Source organism: Spirillospora sp. NBC_01491 (genome assembly GCF_036227065.1).
Taxonomy (GTDB): Bacteria; Actinomycetota; Actinomycetes; order Streptosporangiales; family Streptosporangiaceae; genus Spirillospora; species Spirillospora xylanilytica.
Map to the genome: position 1 here is coordinate 2,449,606 of NZ_CP109432.1, position 18,788 is coordinate 2,468,393.

The 18,788-nt window shown below is 73.2% G+C and carries 14 protein-coding genes; 3 read left to right on the forward strand and 11 right to left on the reverse strand.

Going from position 1 to position 18,788, the window contains the following annotated elements:
* Positions 1 to 4 precede the first annotated feature (4 nt).
* The 4 genes from OHA34_RS11590 to OHA34_RS11605 all read right to left on the reverse strand — a co-directional run bounded on the left by OHA34_RS11590 (position 5) and on the right by OHA34_RS11605 (position 5,947).
* Positions 5 to 1,129 carry a hypothetical protein gene (locus OHA34_RS11590; RefSeq protein ID WP_285941126.1) on the reverse strand — a complete coding sequence of 375 codons (1,125 nt, stop codon included), beginning with the start codon at positions 1,127 to 1,129 and terminating at the stop codon, positions 5 to 7.
* Positions 1,130 to 1,246: 117 nt separating this feature from the next.
* Positions 1,247 to 2,248, reverse strand: a complete 1,002-nt coding sequence (locus OHA34_RS11595) for an SRPBCC family protein (RefSeq protein WP_329521598.1) — start codon at positions 2,246 to 2,248, stop codon at positions 1,247 to 1,249.
* A gap of 311 nt (positions 2,249 to 2,559) precedes the next feature.
* Entirely contained in the window at positions 2,560 to 3,906 is a 1,347-nt protein-coding gene (locus tag OHA34_RS11600; RefSeq protein WP_285941127.1) for a class I SAM-dependent RNA methyltransferase, read from the reverse strand.
* On the reverse strand, positions 3,896 to 5,947 hold the full coding sequence (locus tag OHA34_RS11605; RefSeq protein WP_285941128.1) for an APC family permease: 2,052 nt from the start codon (positions 5,945 to 5,947) through the stop codon (positions 3,896 to 3,898). Before OHA34_RS11605 ends, OHA34_RS11600 begins: the two co-directional genes overlap by 11 nt.
* Positions 5,948 to 6,122: 175 nt before the next feature.
* On the opposite strand from OHA34_RS11605, the gene OHA34_RS11610 reads away from it, so the two are divergent.
* Both OHA34_RS11610 and OHA34_RS11615 read left to right on the forward strand, forming a co-directional pair.
* Complete coding sequence (locus tag OHA34_RS11610; RefSeq protein WP_285941129.1) at positions 6,123 to 6,788, forward strand: potassium channel family protein; 666 nt, start codon at positions 6,123 to 6,125, stop codon at positions 6,786 to 6,788.
* Positions 6,788 to 7,447 (forward strand): potassium channel family protein, encoded by a 660-nt coding sequence (locus OHA34_RS11615; RefSeq protein WP_285941130.1) that lies wholly within the window; start codon positions 6,788 to 6,790, stop codon positions 7,445 to 7,447. Before OHA34_RS11610 ends, OHA34_RS11615 begins: the two co-directional genes overlap by 1 nt.
* Positions 7,448 to 7,534: 87 nt before the next feature.
* On the opposite strand, the gene OHA34_RS11620 is transcribed toward OHA34_RS11615, so the two are convergent.
* The 6 genes from OHA34_RS11620 to OHA34_RS11645 form a co-directional block, all read right to left on the reverse strand.
* Positions 7,535 to 8,956 carry a hypothetical protein gene (locus OHA34_RS11620; protein WP_285941131.1) on the reverse strand — a complete coding sequence of 474 codons (1,422 nt, stop codon included), beginning with the start codon at positions 8,954 to 8,956 and terminating at the stop codon, positions 7,535 to 7,537.
* Between the two features lie 21 nt (positions 8,957 to 8,977).
* The gene (locus tag OHA34_RS11625; protein WP_329521599.1) at positions 8,978 to 11,341 is read right to left on the reverse strand and encodes a serine/threonine-protein kinase; all 2,364 of its coding nucleotides are present in this window, start codon (positions 11,339 to 11,341) and stop codon (positions 8,978 to 8,980) included.
* Positions 11,342 to 11,683: 342 nt separating this feature from the next.
* Positions 11,684 to 12,403 (reverse strand): DUF3159 domain-containing protein, encoded by a 720-nt coding sequence (locus tag OHA34_RS11630; RefSeq protein WP_285941133.1) that lies wholly within the window; start codon positions 12,401 to 12,403, stop codon positions 11,684 to 11,686.
* 72 nt (positions 12,404 to 12,475) lie between these two features.
* Complete coding sequence (locus OHA34_RS11635) at positions 12,476 to 12,901, reverse strand: OB-fold nucleic acid binding domain-containing protein (RefSeq protein WP_432763068.1); 426 nt, start codon at positions 12,899 to 12,901, stop codon at positions 12,476 to 12,478.
* 91 nt (positions 12,902 to 12,992) lie between these two features.
* Positions 12,993 to 13,667 carry a response regulator gene (locus OHA34_RS11640; RefSeq protein ID WP_285941134.1) on the reverse strand — a complete coding sequence of 225 codons (675 nt, stop codon included), beginning with the start codon at positions 13,665 to 13,667 and terminating at the stop codon, positions 12,993 to 12,995.
* Complete coding sequence (locus tag OHA34_RS11645) at positions 13,664 to 16,336, reverse strand: sensor histidine kinase (protein ID WP_329521600.1); 2,673 nt, start codon at positions 16,334 to 16,336, stop codon at positions 13,664 to 13,666. Before OHA34_RS11645 ends, OHA34_RS11640 begins: the two co-directional genes overlap by 4 nt.
* A gap of 283 nt (positions 16,337 to 16,619) precedes the next feature.
* On the opposite strand from OHA34_RS11645, the gene OHA34_RS11650 reads away from it, so the two are divergent.
* Positions 16,620 to 17,984, forward strand: a complete 1,365-nt coding sequence (locus OHA34_RS11650; RefSeq protein WP_329521601.1) for a L,D-transpeptidase — start codon at positions 16,620 to 16,622, stop codon at positions 17,982 to 17,984.
* Here OHA34_RS11650 and OHA34_RS11655 read toward each other — a convergent pair.
* Positions 17,947 to 18,777, reverse strand: a complete 831-nt coding sequence (locus OHA34_RS11655; RefSeq protein WP_329521602.1) for a hypothetical protein — start codon at positions 18,775 to 18,777, stop codon at positions 17,947 to 17,949. The genes OHA34_RS11650 and OHA34_RS11655 overlap by 38 nt on opposite strands.
* Positions 18,778 to 18,788 lie beyond the last annotated feature (11 nt).

Below are 18,788 nucleotides of genomic sequence, written 5' to 3' on the forward strand. Positions count from 1 at the left end.
TCGCCTACTTTCCCGGCCGGGACGTAGCCTGCAACAACGCCCGCATCAGGTCGCGAAGGGAATCCTCGGTCTCGCGGAGGGCGCCCTGGATCGTGCTGCTCTCATGCTCCCCCTCTTCATTCGAAGGTGAGCCCTCGCTCCTCTGATCCGGCTCCCCGTCATCTCCGGCCTCGTCGGAGCCCTGCTTGCCGGACTCCGGCTTGTCGGAATCCTGCCGCTCCGTGGCCTCGGCAGGCTCGCCCTTAGCCCCGCCTGCGGTCTTGTCGACCGTCTCCCCGGCACCATCTGCGACGCGATCTACCTCCGGCGCGGCACCATCGACTGCCTTGCCCGCCTTCTCGGTGGCGCCGCTGACAAGGGAGCCGCCATTCCCTGCGACTTGCCCGGCTTGCTCCCCGACGCTCCCAGCGGCCTGCCCAGCACCCTCCCCGGCCGCCCCGACTGCCTGCCCAGCACCCTCGCCGACGCTTCCGGCAGCCTGCCCAGCGCCCTTACCAACGTCCTGGACCGCGCCGCCGGCGCCCTTACCAACATCCTCGACCGCGCCGCCGGCGCCCTTACCAACATCCTCGACCGCGCCGCCGGCACCCTCACCGATCTGCTGGACGGCTCCGCCGGCACCTTCCCCGACGTCCTCGACGGCATGCCCCGCGCCCCGGCCGACGTCCTCGACGGCTCCGCCGGCGCCCCTGCCGACCTCGCTGACCGCCTTGCCTGCGCCGTGGGCCGCCTCCTCCACGCCGCGGCCGATGTGCTGGAGGATCTCGGGGTTTCGGTCGAGCGTGGTCAGTACCCGGTCGACGATGACCGCCACGTTGTCGAGGCGGACCTGGAGAAGCGCCTGCGCCTCGACGCCCTTGATCTGGAGGTTCACCTTGCCGAGGTACACGTCCGCGCCGACGTTCAGCTTGAGCATGTCGAGCACCCTGGCGCCGAGCGCCACATGCGCGTCCAGATTCTCGACCTCCAGGGAGATCTCGTCGACCTTCAGCAGCGGAACGTTGAGGTGGACGTCCGGCCCCTCGCCGGCCGTCGGCCGTTCTTCCGCCGCGATGGTCTGCGCGGGTGTGTCCACCGCGCGTACATCTCCGTTGTATCGGGCGGTCCTCTCAGACCCGTTCTCGTCCATGGCTCCCCCTGCGCTGGCGCTGACCTCGATCGCGACGATGCGCTTCGCACGCTCTCCCAGGCCGCTACCCCTGTCCCCATAGGGAAAAACGCCCAGGTCAGTCGACTGATGGAACGGCTAGTCCGCGTCGGGCTTCCCGCTGTCGCCGTCCTGCGAACGATCCTCCGGTCCGTCCCCCGCACGACCCTCGCTCTCCGCGCGGTCCTTCGGGCCGTCCTCCGCGCGATCCTTGGAATCGGAGCCCTCGTCCGCCTTCTTCTTCTCCTCTTCCTCCTTGACCGCGTCGTCGTGCGTCTTGACGACCTCGCTGTCGCGGATCTCGCCGCGCCAGCCCTCGGTTTCGCCCTGCTCCAGGATCGCCTGGGTCATCATGTGCCGCTTGATGTGCTTGAAGTCCAGCCGGAGCCGGCGTCCCTGGGCGCGCCAGAGGTTCGCGGTCTTCTCAACGAACCCGTCCGGGTGGTACTCGGCCACCAGCAGCACCCGCGTCAGGGTGGGGGCGATCTCGTGGAAGGTGACCGCGCCGTCGACGTACCCCTTGTCGCCCTCCGACTTCCAGACGATCCGGTCGTCGGGGACCTGCTCCACGATCGTGGCCTGCCAGCTCCGGTGCGACATGAAGATCCGGGCCCGCCAGGTGAGCTTCTCGTCCGACTCCTGCTCGACGGTCTCCACCTTGCTGGTGAACTTCGGATAGTCGGCGAACCGGGTCCACTGGTCGTAGGTCACGCGGAGCGGGAGTCCCACGTCGAACTCCTCGACGATGTTGATGACCTTGGCGTTGCTGGAGCCGGTGTTGCCACCGCCGCCCCCCTTGTCGCCACCCGGGCTCAGCGCTCCCTTGGCCTTGTCCTTCGCGCCGGTCATCCCGGCGTGGAGACCGGCCTTGAGGGGCGACTTGCCCTTGGCGAGCTCCTTGGCCCCGCTGACGGCCGCCTTCGTGCCGGTGCCGCTGTCACCGTTACTGTCCGTGAGCCGCTCGGTCAGGCCCTGGACCTTGCCGGTGGCGGACTGAAGCGCCTTGACCATCAGCGCCTGCACTACGTCCTGACCGGCCTCCTTGAGCTGGTCGATGGGAAGGTCGGTCGGAGTCCGCGGCTTGTCGTCGATATCAGTCATCATCACCACTTCGCCTCGCCGAAGGCACAGCCGCCCTGTAAAGCGGCAGTGCTGACGTCACCCGGCCCGGTGCCACACTTCAGCGCGTCCCCCGTGCCCGGTGTTTCTCTTGGCATGACCGGAACTCAGGGGACAAAACGCCTATAGAGATTGAAAATGGTAAATAGGTGCCGGTAGCGCGGACGACTGGCCAGGGTCGTTGAGGCCGGTTCAGTGCCGGTTTCGTGCGCACCTCATGTGCGGTGATCTTGAAATACCGAGGCGCAGGGTGACGTGAGGACTGCCTCGAACGGTCGGGGCAGGCGGCGGGTCTAGCCTCTGACCAGAGTGGCCAGGACCTCTACGTGCTGGGTCATCGGGAAGGCGTCGAAGGCGCGGAGGGACTCCAGGGTCCAGCCGCGCTCGCTGAAGTAGGCCAGGTCGCGGGCGAGGGTGGCGGGGTCGCAGGAGACGTAGGCGATCTTGCGGCCGGCGATGCGGGTGATCTGGTCGACGACGCCGCGGCCGGCACCGGTACGGGGCGGGTCGAGGACGACCACGTCGGCGCGGCGGACGCGGGCGCCGCCCTGGTGGCCGGTGCCGCCGCGCTTGTTCTGCGAGCGCCCGGAGCCGTCGGCGCGGCCGAACTCCAGGTCGGCGACGACCTGCTCGACCGGGCCGCGCTCGATCGCGACGTGGGGCAGGTCGCGCAGGTTGAACTTGGCGTCGCGGACGGCCTGGCCGTCGGACTCGACGCCGACGACGAGGCCGTCGGGGCCGATGCGGTCGGCCAGCACGCCGGCGAACAGGCCGACGCCGCAGTACAGGTCGAGGGCGATGTCGCCGGGCTTGGGCTCGAGCGCCTGGAGGACGGCGTCGGCGAGGAGCTGGGCGGCACCGGGATGGACCTGCCAGAAGCCGCTGCCGCTGACCTGGAACAGCCGGCCGGAGACCTCCTCGCGGACGTAGGGGAGGTTGGCCCCGGGCTCGGGCTTGCCGCGGACGAGGCGGACGGGCACGTCGAGGTGAGGCACCCGGATCTTGCGGCGGTCCCGGCCGCGGAGGACCACCAGGCGGTCGCCGGTGGCGGCGGACACGACGCCCTCGACGCCGGACGCGCCGGGCCAGCGCTTGTGCTCGATGCCCATCGCCTCGACGCCGGGGTGGGCGATGAGGCACTCGTCGACGGGCTCGAGGTCGTGCGAGCGGTGCCGGCGGAGGCCGACGGTGCCGTCCTCGACGGCGAACTGGACGCGGGTGCGCCAGCCGAGGCCGGGGCCCGGGGTGAACTCGTCGGAGGCCGGGTAGGGCACCTCCTCGACGACGACCTCGCGGGTGATGCCCGCCAGGCGCTGGAGCTGCTCCTCGATCACGGCGGCCTTGAGCGCCCGCTGGGCGGGCAGGGACGCGTGCTGCCAGTCGCAGCCGCCGCAGCGGCCGGGGCCCGCGAACGGGCAGGGCGGGACGACGCGGTCGGGGGACGCCTGGAGGATCTCCTCGGCGTCGGCCCGCAGGAAGCTCTTGGTCACGTCGGTGACGCGGGCGCGGACCCGCTCGCCGGGGAGCGCGTGCCGGACGAAGACCACCCGGCCCTCATGCCTGGCCACGCAGAATCCGCCGTTGGCGACGTTGCCGACCTCCAGTTCGAGAAGGTCGTCGAGTCCGAGATCAGCTGTCACGTTCCGAAACACTACCGCCACCGGCGGGTGCATCGTCCCGGTCGGGGCCGTGCCGGGGCGGGCGGCGGGACGCACCGGGGCCGGGCGGCTCCACCCGGCCCTTGAGCCGGTCGGACGAGTGGAGCTGCCAGGCGACGCTGGTCACCATGACGCCGGGTTGGAACAGCAGCCGGCCCTTGAGCCGCAGGGCGCTCTGGTTGTGCAGGAGGTGCTCCCACCAGTGCCCGACGACGTACTCGGGGATGAACACGGTGACCACGTCGCGGGGGCTGCGGCGGCGCACGCTCTTGACGTACTCCAGGACGGGCCGGGTGATCTCCCGGTACGGCGAGTCGAGGATCTTGAGCGGGACGGGCACGTCGAGGGCGTCCCATTCGCCCTGGAGGCGCTGGGACTCCTCGGCGTCCACCGCGACGCTGACCGCCTCCAGGGTGGACGGGCGGGTGGCGCGGGCGTAGGCCAGCGCGCGCAGCGTCGGCTTGTGGATCTTGGAGACGAGCACGATCGCGTGGTTGCGGGCGGGCAGCTGGACGTCCTCGCCGGTCGGCACCAGCTCGTCCGCCACCCGGTCGTAGTGCCGCCGGATCGCCTTCATCAGCAGGAACAGCAGCGGCATCGCGATGCACACGATGTAGGCGCCGAGCGCGAACTTGGTGATCAGCACCACGACCAGCACCACGCCGGTCAGCATCGCGCCGAACGCGTTGATGCCCCGGGAGGTGCGCATCCGGCGGCGCTGCGCCGGGTCGTCCTCGGTGGCGAGCAGCCGGTTCCAGTGCCGGACCATGCCGACCTGGCTGACGGTGAACGAGACGAACACGCCGACGGTGTAGAGCGGGATCAGCCGGCTGACCGACGCGTCGTAGGCGTAGATCAGCAGCCCCGCCATGGTGGCCAGGATGATGATGCCGTTGCTGAAGGCCAGCCGGTCGCCGCGGGTGTGGAGCTGGCGGGGCAGGTAGCGGTTCTGCGCGAGCACCGAGCCGAGCACCGGGAAGCCGTTGAAGGCGGTGTTGGCGGCCAGGAAGAGGATCAGCGCGGTCATCACCGCGACCAGCGCGAACCCGGGGGTGAAGTTGCTGAACACGGTGTGCGCGACCTGCGCGATGACCGGGTCGGAGTCGACGACCTCGCGGCCGGTGGACGGGTCGACCAGGTGGCTGCCCTGGTCGGGCTCGGCGAACTTGGCGTCGGTGATGAAGGCGAACGCGGTGACGCCGCCGAACATCGTCATCGCCACCACGCCGAGCGCCAGCAGGGTGCGGGCGGCGTTCTCGCCCTTGGGCTTCTTGAACGCCGGCACCCCGTTGCTGATCGCCTCGACCCCGGTGAGCGCGGCACAGCCGGACGAGAAGGCGCGCAGCAGCAGGAACACCAGCGCGAACCCGCCGACGCCCATCTCCTCGCCGCGGATCTCGAAGTCGGCGGTCTCGGCCTGGAGTTCGGCCCCGGTGAGCAACCGCAGCACGCCCCACAGCAGCATGCTGCCGATCGCGAACATGAACAGGTAGGTCGGGATGGCGAAGGCGACCCCGGCCTCCTTGAGCCCGCGCAGGTTGCCGAGGGTCAGCAGCACCAGGATCACCAGCGCGACCGCGACCTCGTGCGGCTGGAGGAACTTCAGCAGGGCGCCGATGTTCTCGACACCGGACGAGACCGACACCGCGACGGTCAGGACGTAGTCGACCAGCAGCGCGCTGGCGACGAGCACGCCCCAGTTGGAGCCGAGGTTCTCGGTGGCGACCTCGAAGTCGCCGCCGCCGCTCTGGTAGGCCCGGACGTTCTGCCGGTAGGAGGCGACGACGGTGAGGAGGATCACCACGACGGCCGCGGCCACCCACGGGGTGTACTGGTACATGACGAGCCCGCCGGCCCCGAGGGCCAGCAGGATCTCCTGGGGCGCGTACGCCACCGACGACAGCGCGTCGCTGGCGAACACGGGCAGCGCGATGCGCTTGGGGAGAAGCTGCTCGTGCTGCTGGGCGCTGCGCAGAGCGCGTCCCAGAAGCACCCGCTTCACAAGGTCCGGAGCCTTTGACACGGACGAGACTCTAGCCCGTGGGGCGGACGGTGCCCGGACGCGGCCGGGGCGGGGCGCGGCTCCCCTCCCCGGGAACCGGTCCGCGCGGCTGGGTCGATGCTGGTTGGGTAGTACTTGCCTGGGCTGATGTGTAGCTTTGCTGCCCGGCAAGGGATCATTCGAAGAAGGAACCGCCGTGCATATCGTGATCATGGGGTGCGGGCGCGTCGGGTCGACGCTCGCCCACATTCTTGAGGACAAGGGTCATTCGGTCGCCATCATCGACCAGAGCCCCGAGGCGTTCCGCCGGCTGCGCAGCGGGTTCCGCGGCCGGCGGATCACCGGATTCGGGTTCGACCGGGACGTGATCGCCGAGGCCGGGATCGAGCAGGCGTCCGCGTTCGTGGCGGTGAGCAGCGGCGACAACTCCAACATCATCTCGGCGCGGGTCGCCCGCGAGACGTTCGGCGTCGACAACGTGGTGGCCCGCATCTACGATCCGCGCCGCGCGGAGGTCTACCAGCGGCTGGGCATCCCGACGGTCGCGACGGTCCGCTGGACGGCCGACCAGATCCTGCGCCGGCTGCTCCCCGAGGGCGCCGAGCCGCTGTGGCGGGACCCGACCGGCGCGGTGGTGCTGGCCGAGCTCGACGGCGGCCAGCGGTGGGTGGGCGAGAAGGTCACCGCGCTGGAGGAGGCCGCCGGGACCCGGGTCGCGTTCCTGTCCCGGATGGGCGAGGCGCTGGTGCCGCAGCCCGGCTCGGTGATCCAGGACGGGGACATCGTGCACATCATGGCCCGCGCCGACGATCTCGAGCGGGTCAACGCCGCGGTCGCCGCGCGGAACGAGGGAGACGCCTGATGCGGGTCGCGATCGCCGGGGCCGGCGCGGTGGGCCGGTCCATCGCCCAGGAACTGCTGGAGAACGGGCACGAGGTGCTCCTGATCGACAAGAGCCCCAAGGCCATCAAGGTCGAGATGGTGCCGCGGGCCGAGTGGCTGCTGGCCGACGCCTGCGAGATCGCGGCGCTCGACGACGCGGCCCTGGAGCGCTGCCAGGTGGTGGTCGCCTCGTCCGGCGACGACAAGGTCAACCTGGTGGTGTCGCTGCTGGCCAAGACCGAGTACGGGGTGCCGCGGGTGGTGGCGCGGATCAACCACCCCAAGAACGAGTGGCTGTTCAACGAGTCGTGGGGCGTGGACGTGGCGGTGTCCACCCCGCGACTGCTGTCGGCGCTGGTCGAGGAGGCGGTGAGCGTCGGCGATCTGGTCCGGCTGATGACCTTCCGGCAGGGCGAGGCCAACCTCGTCGAGCTGACCCTGCCCGAGGACGCGCCGCTCGGCGGCGAGCGGGTCGGGTCGGTGGCGTGGCCGCGCGACACCGCCCTGGTGGCGATCCTGCGGGAGGGCCGGGTCCTGGTCCCGACCCCCGACGACACGCTGGAGCCCGGCGACGAGCTGATGTTCGTGGCCGTCCAGGACGTGGAGGACGAGCTCGCCGAGCTCCTCGGCGGGCACTGATCCCTGGCGCGGCGCCGGATGCCGTCCGTCCGGCCGCGCGCTGGACGGACGGCGCTGGACGGACGGCGCGCGGCGCCCCGACGCGCTTCAGCGGAACTCGGCCAGCCGGGGGCGGATACCGATGATCACCAGGGCGGACACGACGACGACGGCCGCCCCCGGGAACACCGTCCAGCCGCCCAGCGTCCGCGAGCCGCCGGCCATGTGGCGTTCATAGGCGCGGCGGTCGGCGTCCTGGAAGCCCGCCAGCAGCCGGTCGTACCGCTCGAAGTCGTAGTTGGCCTCGACCGGCTTGTATCCGGTGGTGACCTGGGCGGCCTTGTCCAGCCGGCCCTTGCGCACCATGACGCGCATGGCCGCGACGGACTTCTGGTAGGCGAGCACCTTGGGGAGCGTCTGCCCGGCACGCGGCTCCTTGTCCGGAAGCTGCGTCGTGCCGAGGACGCCCAGGAACATCCCGTACGACTGGTACAAGGTGGCGAGGTCGGAGGCGTAGCTGTCGGGCTTCGCGCCGGGCACCTCCACCAGGATCTGGGATCTGGCGAAGAACGACTGAAGGTACTGGTCCCGGCGGAACTCGTCGCCGATGAAGCGGCTCGCGTCGGCGTTGGCGTCCCGGCTGATCGCCCGCGCCTGCGCCAGGTCGAGCACCGAGTCGAGCGCCGCCCCGTCCCGCGCCCGCGCCTCCTCTGACCAGAACAGCCGCGCGCCCGGCACCACCAGCGCGAGCGCCGCGACGGTGGCGAGCAGCACGGCCGGGTTGATCAGCCGGTGGTGCCTGCGGTAGAGCAGCAGCTGGAGCCAGCCGAGGGCGGCGACCAGCCCGGTCCCGAGGACGAGGACCAGCGACCTGGCCTCGATCGCGGCGCCGGTCTGCCCCCGCCGGGCCCGGTCCAGGACGGCGCGGTGGGCGCCCGTGAGCCGGTCGGCGGCCGGGAGGGCCTCCACCTCGAGCAGGTCGGTCGCCTCGCGGTACTTCCGCAGCACCTGTTCCGGCGCGGCGGCGACGGGGTGGGCGGCCTCCTTGTCGACGTAGAGGACCTGCCCGGCGACCTGCTGGTAGCGGCCGAACACCTCCAGCGTCGAGCCCAGCTCGCGGCGGACGGCGGGATCGCGGGAGACCGCGGCCTGCTGGAGGTCGCCGGCCGCGCGCCGGCGGGCCGCATCGAAGCGCTGGACGAACGCGCTCCGTCCGTCCCCGGCCCCCTCCTTGCCGACGAGCACCACGTTCGCGAGCTGGGCGTCCATCTCGGTGAGCTGGAGGCTCAGATCGGCCGCGGCGGTGACCTGCGGCGCGGTGTCGCGGCCGATCAGCCGCACGCCGCCGCGCAGGTCGGCCGCCCCGAGGGTGACGGCCGCGCCGAGCGCGACGGCCAGGAGCAGCACCGCCGCGGTCAGCCCCCGCAGCCAGGTGGGGGTGCTCCAGTCGCGGGGCGAGGAGCGGCGCCGGGCCGCCGCCGGGACCGGGCTCGGAAGCTCCAGCTCGCTCCCCTGAGCGATCATCGTCATCGGCGGGCGTCCCTTCCGTGGTCAGATCAGCGTGGTCGGCCGGACGGTGTTGGCGCGCTCGGCCAGCGCCACCCGCTCGGCCCTGGTCTCGGCGAGCCGGCCCAGCCGGCGGTAGAGGCGTTCCAGGCCGCGCCGCAGATCCCGTTCGGTCAGCGGCACCCCGAGCACGGCCGCCCCGGCCGGGAACGTCGCCGGGCCCGTCCCGGACGGGGAGAGCAGCAGGTCGAGCGCGGTCTCCAGGAGGAGGACGGCGAGGCGCCCGTGCCAGTCGGCGGCGATGGTCAGCGACTCCAGCCGCGTCCCGCAGTCGATCAGCTCCTCGGGCCGCGGCCCGTCCGGCCGCCGGGCCTTGAGGACGGCGATGATCGCGGCCACCTGGGCGTCGGTGTGGTGCCGCGACGTGGCGGGCACCGACCGCAGGGCGCGCACCGCGCTCGCCCGGTGCCCGCGCGCCGACCGGACCCGGGCCAGGGCGAACGCCGCGCCGATGTAGGAGTGGTCGGTGCGCCACACCGCCTCCAGGTACCGTTCGGCCTGCGCGTGCAGACCGCGGGCCTCGGCGCACAGCCCGAGGGCGAGCTTGGGGGCGGCCTCCCCCGGCAGCCGGTCGCGCAGCACCCCGAAGAGGTCCGCGGCCCTCTCGACGTCGCCCTCGGCCAGGGCGAGCAGCGCCCGGTACCAGTCGGCCCGCCAGTCGTCGCCCAGCCCGGCCAGCAGCGTCTGCGCGTCCTTGCGGTTCCCGAACGCGATGTGCGCGCGCACGAGCGCCAGGTCGACCTCCACCGACGACACGCGCGGCTTGGCCAGCGCCGCGAGGAGCGCCGCGGGGGTCGCCTCGGACAGGCCCGCCAGGTATCCGGCCGCCGGGTCCTGGTCGTCGGCCAGCGGCAGCGGCAGCCGGTCGGCCAGCCGCGCGGCGTCCGCGGGCCTGCTGACGGGATTCCCGGTGATCCGCGGCTCGGGCCCGAACCAGGCCGACTCCCCCGGCCGCGCCCGCCCGTCCTCCACGGCGAGGACCTCGCGCAGCACCCCCATGAGCTGGTCGGCCATCTCGGCGGCCGTCTGGAAGCGCTCGGCGGGCTCGGCGTGCGTTGCCCGCCGCAGCAGCCGGTCGAACGACTCGAACTCCGCCAGCAGCGGCACCCGCGCCGGGGCGGGCAGCGAGTGCCGGAACGTCCCGGTGAACCCGGTGAACTCGAAGCTCAGCACGGCCATCGTCCGGGCCACCGTGTACAGGTCCGAGCTCGGTGAGGGGCCCTCGTCGGCGATCTCGGGGGCCTGGTACCCGATGGTGCCGTAGATCGCGCCATCGGGGTCGCCGGCGTGCCGCACCCCGCCGAGGTCGATCAGCCGGAGCTGCTCCCCGGTCTGGATCGCGTTGTCGGGCTTGAAGTCGCAGTACAGCAGGCCCCGCTCGTGCAGGTGGCCGAGCGCCCGCAGCGCCTCCAGCCCGTAGGCCAGGACCTGCGGCAGCGGCAGCGACTCCCCCGTCCGCTCGCGCCGCTCGAGCACGATCTGCTTGAGCGAGCGGCCTCCGACGTACTCCATGACGGTGTAGCCGTCGCCGTCGTGCTGGACGAAGTTGTAGATCTTGACGATGTTCGGGTGCTCGACCTCGGCCAGGAACCGCCGCTCGGCCACCGCCGCCGCCATCGCGTCGGCGTCCCCGGAGTCGAGCAGGCCCTTGAGCACCACCCACCGGTCGGACACGTTGCGGTCCTTGGCCAGGTAGATCCAGCCGAGGCCGCCGTGCGCCAGGCAGCCCTGCACCTCGTACTGGCCGCCCACCCGGTCGCCCGCGGCCAGCTTGGGACGGAAGGCGAACCGGGTACGGCAGCGGGGGCAGAACCCCTCCGTCCGTCCCGGGGTACCGTCCTTGCCGCGGCCGACCGGGCTCTCGCAGCCGCCGCAGAAGCGCTTGGCCTCCGGAACCTGCGGGTCGTCCAGGATCGCTTCGGTCGGATCGAGGTACGGCACCGCCGGCATGTCGACCAGGCCGGCCCCGAGCAGCCCGCGCCGGGACGGCCCGGGGGGCCCATACCGTCCGGTACCGGTCCCGCCGCCCGAGCCAGGCGCCCCGGGCGCGGACGGATCCGTGCGGCCGCTCGGACGGCTGGAGGCGTTCTCAGGGCTCGGGGCGTTCTCAGAGCTCGGGGCGTTCGGACGGCTCGGGGCGTTCGGACGGCTCGGGGCGTTCGGACGGCTCGGGGCGTTCGGACGGCTCGGGGCGTTCGGACGGCTCGGGGCGTTCTCCTCGTTCGGACGGGTGACCGCCGAAGGTGAGACCAGGGGCGCGGGGCTCCCCGCGGAAGCGGCGAGCAGGCCGCAGACATCGCAGTACCCGTCCGCGACGACCCCGGTGCAGTTCGGTGCGGTGCAACGCATCAGCCGGCCTCCAGGCGACAGAGCTATCCCGTATCGCCGACCAGACTTCCCGGCACACCTAAAAGCACTTTATCCGGATCCTTCGGAAAACACCCACTCAATTCGCGAATTCAACGGCGACCACGTACGGCCATTGACATTCCGAACCAATACGCGATGGGCGGCGTCAGACCACTTCGGAGGGACGTACGGGCACGTCCAGGCCCGCACGGCGGGCACAGCGGGGCCCGGCACGGCGGGCAGGCCGGACGCGGACGGCTCCGCACGCGTGACAGCGCGGGCGCGTGTTGAAGGTGCGGGCGGAATTGAACGGTTTCTTTACGACCTGCCGATGACCGGACGCTATTCCGGCTTCTCCGGCTTCTCCGCCTTCTCCTGCTGGAGCGGGGTCCGGCCGCGGGCCAGGATCCAGGCCATCGTGGCGAGGGCGGCCACCTGGAGCGGCCAGCCCATCACGATCTTGGCGGCGCCGAGCAGGCCGCTCTGGTCGCCGTCGGCGAGGTAGATCGGGTACTGCACCAGCACCCGCAGCGCGCACGGGACCAGCAGCAGCCAGGTCAGCCGGGAGCACAGCCGGACGATGCCGGGATCGGACCGCCAGGCGGTCGGGTCGCCGGTGACCGAGCCGATGATGAAGCCGACGACCGGCCAGCGGACCACGATCGACAGCAGCATCCCGGCGCCGTAGGCGGCGTTGAGCAGGATGCCCGGGACGAAGGCGTCCTCGGCCTTGCCCGAGCGCAGCGCGAAGAACGCCGCGATCGCGATGCCGACGAGGCTGTTGAGCACGAACTGGGGGCTGGAGCGCTGCACCAGCCGGACCACCAGCAGCACGACCGCGGCGCCCACGCCGATGCCGACCGCGAGCTTGACGTCCTTGGCGGCCACGTAGGTCGCGGTGAAGCCGATGGTCGGGACGGCCGCCTCGATCATGCCGCGGACGCCGCCCAGCGCCTTGGAGAGCTGGGCCCGCACCGCGGCCTCGACGGTGTCGTGCGCGACCTCGTCGGCGGACTCGTCCGTCTCCGTCGGCCCGGCGCCCGGTGTCACATCCGCCCCCACGCTGTGCCCCCCGCTCGATTCCGGTTCACCCGCGCCGCGCCCGGCCGGCCCGTGCCGTGGTCCGGTGCGCGGTCACGAGGTGCCGCGCAGCTCATAGCGGGGGTTGAACATGACCTTGCGCCCGTCCTGCACGCTGACCAGGCCCTCGGCGCGCAGCCGACGGCCCGGGTCGATCCCGGCGATCTTGCGGCGGCCGAGCCAGACCAGGTTGATCACATCGGTGCCGTCGTACAGCTCGGCCTCCAGCGCCGGTGCCCCGCCACGCGGCCGCAACGTCACAGTACGCAGCGTACCGGCTACGCAGTGCCGCTTGCGGGTGGCGCAGGCGGTGATGGGCGTGGCGCCCTCGTCGCCGCTGGTCTTCTTGAGCTCCTCGGCCTCGAGTTCGGCCTTGGACGAGGCCATCCGCCGGAGGAAGCGCCGGAGCCCGCCGCGTCCGCGCTCGCCCCCAGGAGTGCCGCCGGTCCCCGGTGCGATGCCGGCCGAAACCTCTTCCATGCTGGGAAGCGTATGGCATCACGGGGTGAAACGGACCATCGGCTTGCGACGAATGGGTGCAGGTCTCGCCAATGACGACATCCCGCCCGGATCATCCCTCGAAGCGGTAGCCCATCCCCGGCTCGGTGATCAGATGGCGGGGGTGCGCGGGATCGGGCTCCAGCTTGCGCCGTAGCTGCGCGAGGTAGACCCGCAGATAGTTGGTCTCGGTCTCGTACGAGGGGCCCCAGACCTCGCGCAGGAGCTGCCGCTGCCCGACCAGCCGTCCCGCGTTGCGCACCAGCACCTCCAGGATGTGCCACTCGGTCGGGGTGAGCCGCACGTCCGCGCCGTCCCGGACGGCCTTCTTGGCCGCGAGGTCGACCGTGAACGCGTCGGTGCGGACGACCGCGGCCTCCTCGGCGGGGGCGGCTCGGCGCACCGCGGCGCGCAGCCGGGCGAGCAGCTCGTCCATGCCGAACGGCTTGGTCACGTAGTCGTCCGCGCCGGCGTCGAGCGCCTCGACCTTCTCGCCGGAGGAGTGCCGGGCGGACAGCACGATGATCGGCGCGCTCAGCCAGCCGCGCAGCCCCCTGATCACCTCGGTGCCGTCCAGATCGGGCAGCCCGAGGTCGAGCAGGATCACGTCGGGATGGCGGCGCGCGGCCAGCTCGAGCGCGGTCCGGCCGTCGGGGGCCGTGTCGACCTCGTAGCCGCGGGCCCGCAGGTTGATCCGCAGGGACCGCACGATCTGCGGCTCGTCGTCGACCACCAGGACACGCGTCACGCCGTCTCCCCCTTCTCCTCGCCGTCGCGGCGGCCCGGGCCCGCGGCGGGGCCGCCGCCCCGGTCACCACCCCGGTCACCGCCCAGGTCACCGCCATGATCGCCCATGGGGTCCGGACGGCCCTGCGCGGGTGCCCCGCCGGGAGGCGTGCCGGGCGGCCCGCCCGGGGCGGCCGGCGGGAGCCCGAAGACCATGGTCAGCCCGCCGCCCGGGGTGTCCTCGGGGTGCAGCGTGCCGCCCATCGCCTCGACGAAGCCGCGGGCGACGGCGAGGCCGAGCCCGACGCCGGTGCCCTTCGGAGTGTCGCCGAGCCGCTGGAAGGGCGCGAAGATGTGCTCCTTCGCCCGGTCGGGGACGCCGGGGCCGCGGTCGGCCACGCGCACCTCGACCCGGTCCGGTTCGCCGGGCGCGCGCAGCTCGCTCGCGGTGACCAGGACGGGGCCGCCGCTGTGCCGGACCGCGTTCTCGATCACGTTGGCGAGGGCGCGCTCCAGCAGGCCGGGGTCGGCCCGCACCGGGACCAGCGACTCCGGGACGTCCACCGTGACGCGGTCCAGCGGCACGCCGAGCAGCGCCGCGGGCAGCGCCTCGTCCAGCGCGACCGGGCCGATCAGCGGCGTCACCACGCCGGTCTCCAGCCGGCTCAGGTCGAGCAGGTTGCCGATCAGCCCGTCGAGCCGGTCGGCGGACTCCTCGATGGAGGCCAGCAGCTCGGCCTCGTCCGCCGGGCCCCATTCCACGTCGGTCGCACGCAGGCTGCTCACCCCGGCCTTGATCGAGGCGAGCGGGGTGCGCAGGTCGTGCGAGACGGCGGCGAGCAGCGCAGTGCGGATCCGGTCGCCCTCGGCGAGCCGGCGGGCCCGCGCCGCCTCCTCGGCGAGCCGCCGCCACTGGAGGACCGCCTCGGCCTGGGACGCGAACGCCGACAGGACCCGCTGGTCGGACGCGGGCAGCACCCGTCCGCACAGCGCGAGCACCATGGCGTCGCTCACCTGCGCGGTGGACTCGGCGCGGTCGGGGTCGGTGACCGGGCGGGCCCCGGTCGCCCCGACGGTGGTCCAGCCGCCGCCCGCGCGTTCCAGCAGCGCGACCGACCGCACGCCGAACGTCTCCCGGACCCGGTCCAGCAGCGCCGGGAGCGCCTGCTCGCCGCGCAGCACGCTGGTGGCGAGCAGGCCGAGCGTCTCGGCCTCAGCGTTGGCGCGGGCCGCCTGGCGGCTGCGCCGGGCGGCCAGGTCGACCACCGACGACACCGCCACCGCGACCGCGACGAACACCGTCAGGGCCAGCACGTTCCCGGGCTCGGACACGGTGAAGGTGTGCACCGGCGGGGTGAAGAACCAGTTGATCAGCAGGAACCCGATCACCGCGGCGGCCAGCGCGGGCCACAGCCCGCCGACCAGCGCGACGCCGACCGTGATCGCCAGGAAGAGCAGCACGTCGGCGTCCAGCCCCGGGCGCAGGTCGCCGAGCGTGATGACGGCCGCGATCAGCCCCGGGCCGAGCAGCGCGAGCGCCCACCCGTACGCGCGGCGCCGCACGCTCAGCGGGCTGCCCGCGATCGGGCCGAGGCCCCGGCCCCGGCCGACGTGCTCGTGGGTGACCAGGTGCACGTCGATGTCGCCGGACTCGCGGGCCACCGTGGCGCCGACGCCGGGCCCGAGGACGAACTGCCAGCCGCGGCGGCGGCTGGATCCGAGGACGACCTGGGTGGCGTTGACGCCGCGCATGAACTCCAGCAGCGCGGTGGCGACGTCGTCGCCGATCACCTGGTGGTAGCTGCCGCCCAGGCCCTCGATCAGCTCGCGCTGGCGGGCCAGCGCGCCCGGTGAGGACGAGTCGGACAGGCCCTCGCTGCCGCCGACGTGCACCGCGAGCAGGTCGGCGCGGCCGGCGCGGGCGGCGATCCGGGCCGCCCGGCGGATCAGGGTGTCGCCCTCGGGCCCGCCGGTCAGCCCCACCACGATCCGTTCGCGGGCCTCCCAGGGCCGGGTGATGCCGTGCTGGTCGCGGTAGCGGGCCAGCCCCTCGTCGACGCGGTCGGCGACCCACAGCAGCGCCAGCTCGCGCAGCGCGGTCAGGTTGCCGACGCGGAAGTAGTTGGCGAGCGCGGCGTCGACCTTCTCGGGGGCGTAGACATTGCCGTGCGCCATCCGCCGGCGCAGCGCCTCGGGGGCCATGTCGACCAGCTCGATCTGCTCGGCGCGGCGGGCGACCTCGTCGGGGACGGTCTCGCGCTGCGGGACGCCGGTGATGCGCTCGACGACGTCGTTGAGCGAGTCGAGGTGCTGGACGTTGAGGGTGGTGATCACGTCGATGCCGGCGTCGAGGATCTCGTCGATGTCCTGCCAGCGCTTGGCGTTGCGCGAGCCGGGCACGTTGGTGTGCGCGAGCTCGTCGATCAGGGCCACGTCCGGGCGCCGGGCGATCACCGCGTCGACGTCCAGCTCGGTGAAGGCCGCGCCGCGGTAGGCCGCCTCCCGGCGGGGGACGACCTCCAGCCCCGCGACCTGCTCGCCGGTGCGGCGCCGGCCGTGCGTCTCGACGAAGCCGACGACCACGTCGGTGCCGCGCGAGAGCCGGCGGTGCCCCTCGCCGAGCATCGCGAAGGTCTTGCCCACGCCGGGCGCCGCGCCCAGGTAGATGCGCAGCGTGCCGCGTCCCCCCACACCGATCCCCCCTCGCAGTGAGATGCCCGTAGGAAGCGGGACGGAATCTGCCAAAGGCCCAGACCAGGGACGGTACCGCCTCATCCACCGCGACCTGGGCGGCGGCCACGCCGCGGGGCGCCGCGCCACGGGGCCGTCACCTAATCGAGACATCCGAAATCCGGCGCGACGGCGGCCCCGGTCGCGGTCAGCGTCTACTTTGCCAGATGCGCCCACCACTCTCCGTAGATGGATCGCTACATAGGGCGTCAACAACTCATTCCAGGCACATCGCGAGGACACGATGCAGCGCAGGGTCAGCCGGCACGGGTCCGGCCGGGGCACTCCCCTCATCCCGGCAGGGACGGCGCTCGTCCTGCTGGCGGCGGCGACCGCGGCCTGCGGCGGCGCGGACCGGCACCGGCCGCCGCCGGCGAGGGCCGCGTCCGAGGCCGCCGCGCCGGGACGGGAGCCCGCCGTCCGGACCGTCCCCGACGACGGCGCCCGCGACGTGCGGCCCGACCGGCGCGTCGTCGTCACCGCCGTGCGCGGCACCCTGCGCGGCGTCACCGTCACCGCGCGGGGCGGCACCGGCCCGGTGGCCGGGGGCCTGTCTGCCGACCGCCGGACCTGGCGCTCGCGCTGGGCGCTCCAGCCCGGCACCACCTACCGGGTCGCCGCCACCGGCACCGACGGGGACGGGCCGACCCGCGCCGAGTCCCGCTTCACCACCCTGACCCCGGCCGCCACGTTCACGGTCGGCGACGTCACGCCCCGCTCCGGCGAGGTCGTCGGCGTCGGCATGCCGCTCGTCGTCACCTTCTCCCGGCCGATCACCGACCGCGCCGCGGTGGAGCGCGCCCTCGAACTCCGGACGAGCCGGCCCGTCACCGGCGCGTGGCACTGGACCGGCGCGGGCCAGGTGGCCTTCCGGCCGCGCCGCTACTGGCCCGCGGGCCTGCGGGTCACGCTGCTGGCGCACACCGCCGGGGTGCGGGCGGCGCCCGGCGTGTACGGGGCGGCGGGCCACACCACCGCGTTCAGCGTCGGCGCCTCCCGGATCAGCACGGTCGACACCCGCCGCCACCGCATGACGGTCCGGGTGGACGGACGGGTCGTCCGCCGGGAGCCGATCAGCGCGGGCAAGGGGGGCCGCCGCGCCTACACCACCGCCAGCGGCGTGCACCTGGTGATGGGCAAGGGCGACCCGGTCGTGATGACCTCCGGCTGGATGGGCGTCACCAACCGGGGCGACCCGCGCTTCTACAGGCTGACCGTCCGGCACGCGGTGCAGATCTCCAGCAGCGGCGAGTACGTGCACTCCGCGCCCTGGTCGGTCGGCTCGCAGGGACGCGAGAACGTCAGCCACGGGTGCGTCAACGCCGCCCCTGGCTTCGCCCGGTGGTTCTACGGGCAGTCGCAGCGCGGCGACGTCGTCAGCGTGATCGGCACGACCCGGTCGCTGGAGTGGAACAACGGGTGGGGCTACTGGCAGCTCCCCTGGTCCGCCTGGGTGGCGGGCGGTGCACTGGGCCGCCCGGTCACCACGGGTCCCGTCGCCACGAGTCCGGTCGCCACGGGTCCGGTCGGCACGGGTCCGGTCGACACCGGTGCGGTCGGCTCCGGTCCCGTCAGCCGGTCGCGAACCCGACCGCCGAGTACCCGATGACGGCCAGCGCCGCGACCCCGTAGGCCGCCGAGGCGAGCGCGACGACCCGGACGCGGCGGGCCTCGGCGAGGGCGGTGAACGTCAGCAGCCAGGCGATCGCGGGCAGCACGAGGACGGCGTGCATGGTGACCGCGTGCGCGGGCTTGAGCGCCCCGGCCACGTGGTAGGCGAGCTGCTGGTGCCCGGTCTGCACCTCGACCACGCCCCGCGCGATCATCGCGGCGCCGGAGGCCAGCGCGCCGAGCAGGGCGGCGAAGCCGGCCCGGACGGCCAGCCGCATGCTGGGCGCGGTCCCCGGCGCGTCCCGGAAGGCGGCCACGGTGAGCGCCACCAGCGTGACGATCAGGATCCCGCCGAACGCGGCGAGGATCCGGGTGACCACCGTGTCGAAGCCGGTCTCCTCGTTGAAGTGCGACGGCACGCGCCGCCACGCCTGGAGCGTGATCAGGGCGGTCTCGACGACGCAGGCGGCGGCGAACACGCCGAGGACGCGGACACGGGCCCGCTCGCCGAGCCGGACGAACGAGGCGACCCACGCGATCGTGACGAGGGTCAGCCCGAACGACAGGCCGAAGGTGACGGGCTTGCGCCACGACACCGGCCCCGTCCACGGCCCGCCGTCCACGGCGAAGACCACCAGGTGGACCAGGCCGGACGCGATGAGCGCCGCCCCGATCGCGTAGCAGGTCCGCTCGATCGCCCGGCCGCGCGTCCAGAACGCGCGCAGCCCGGCGGCGATCTCGGAGACGGGGACCGTGCCGCCGGGCCGGACGTCCACCGGGCTGCTGCGCATGACCGCTCCTT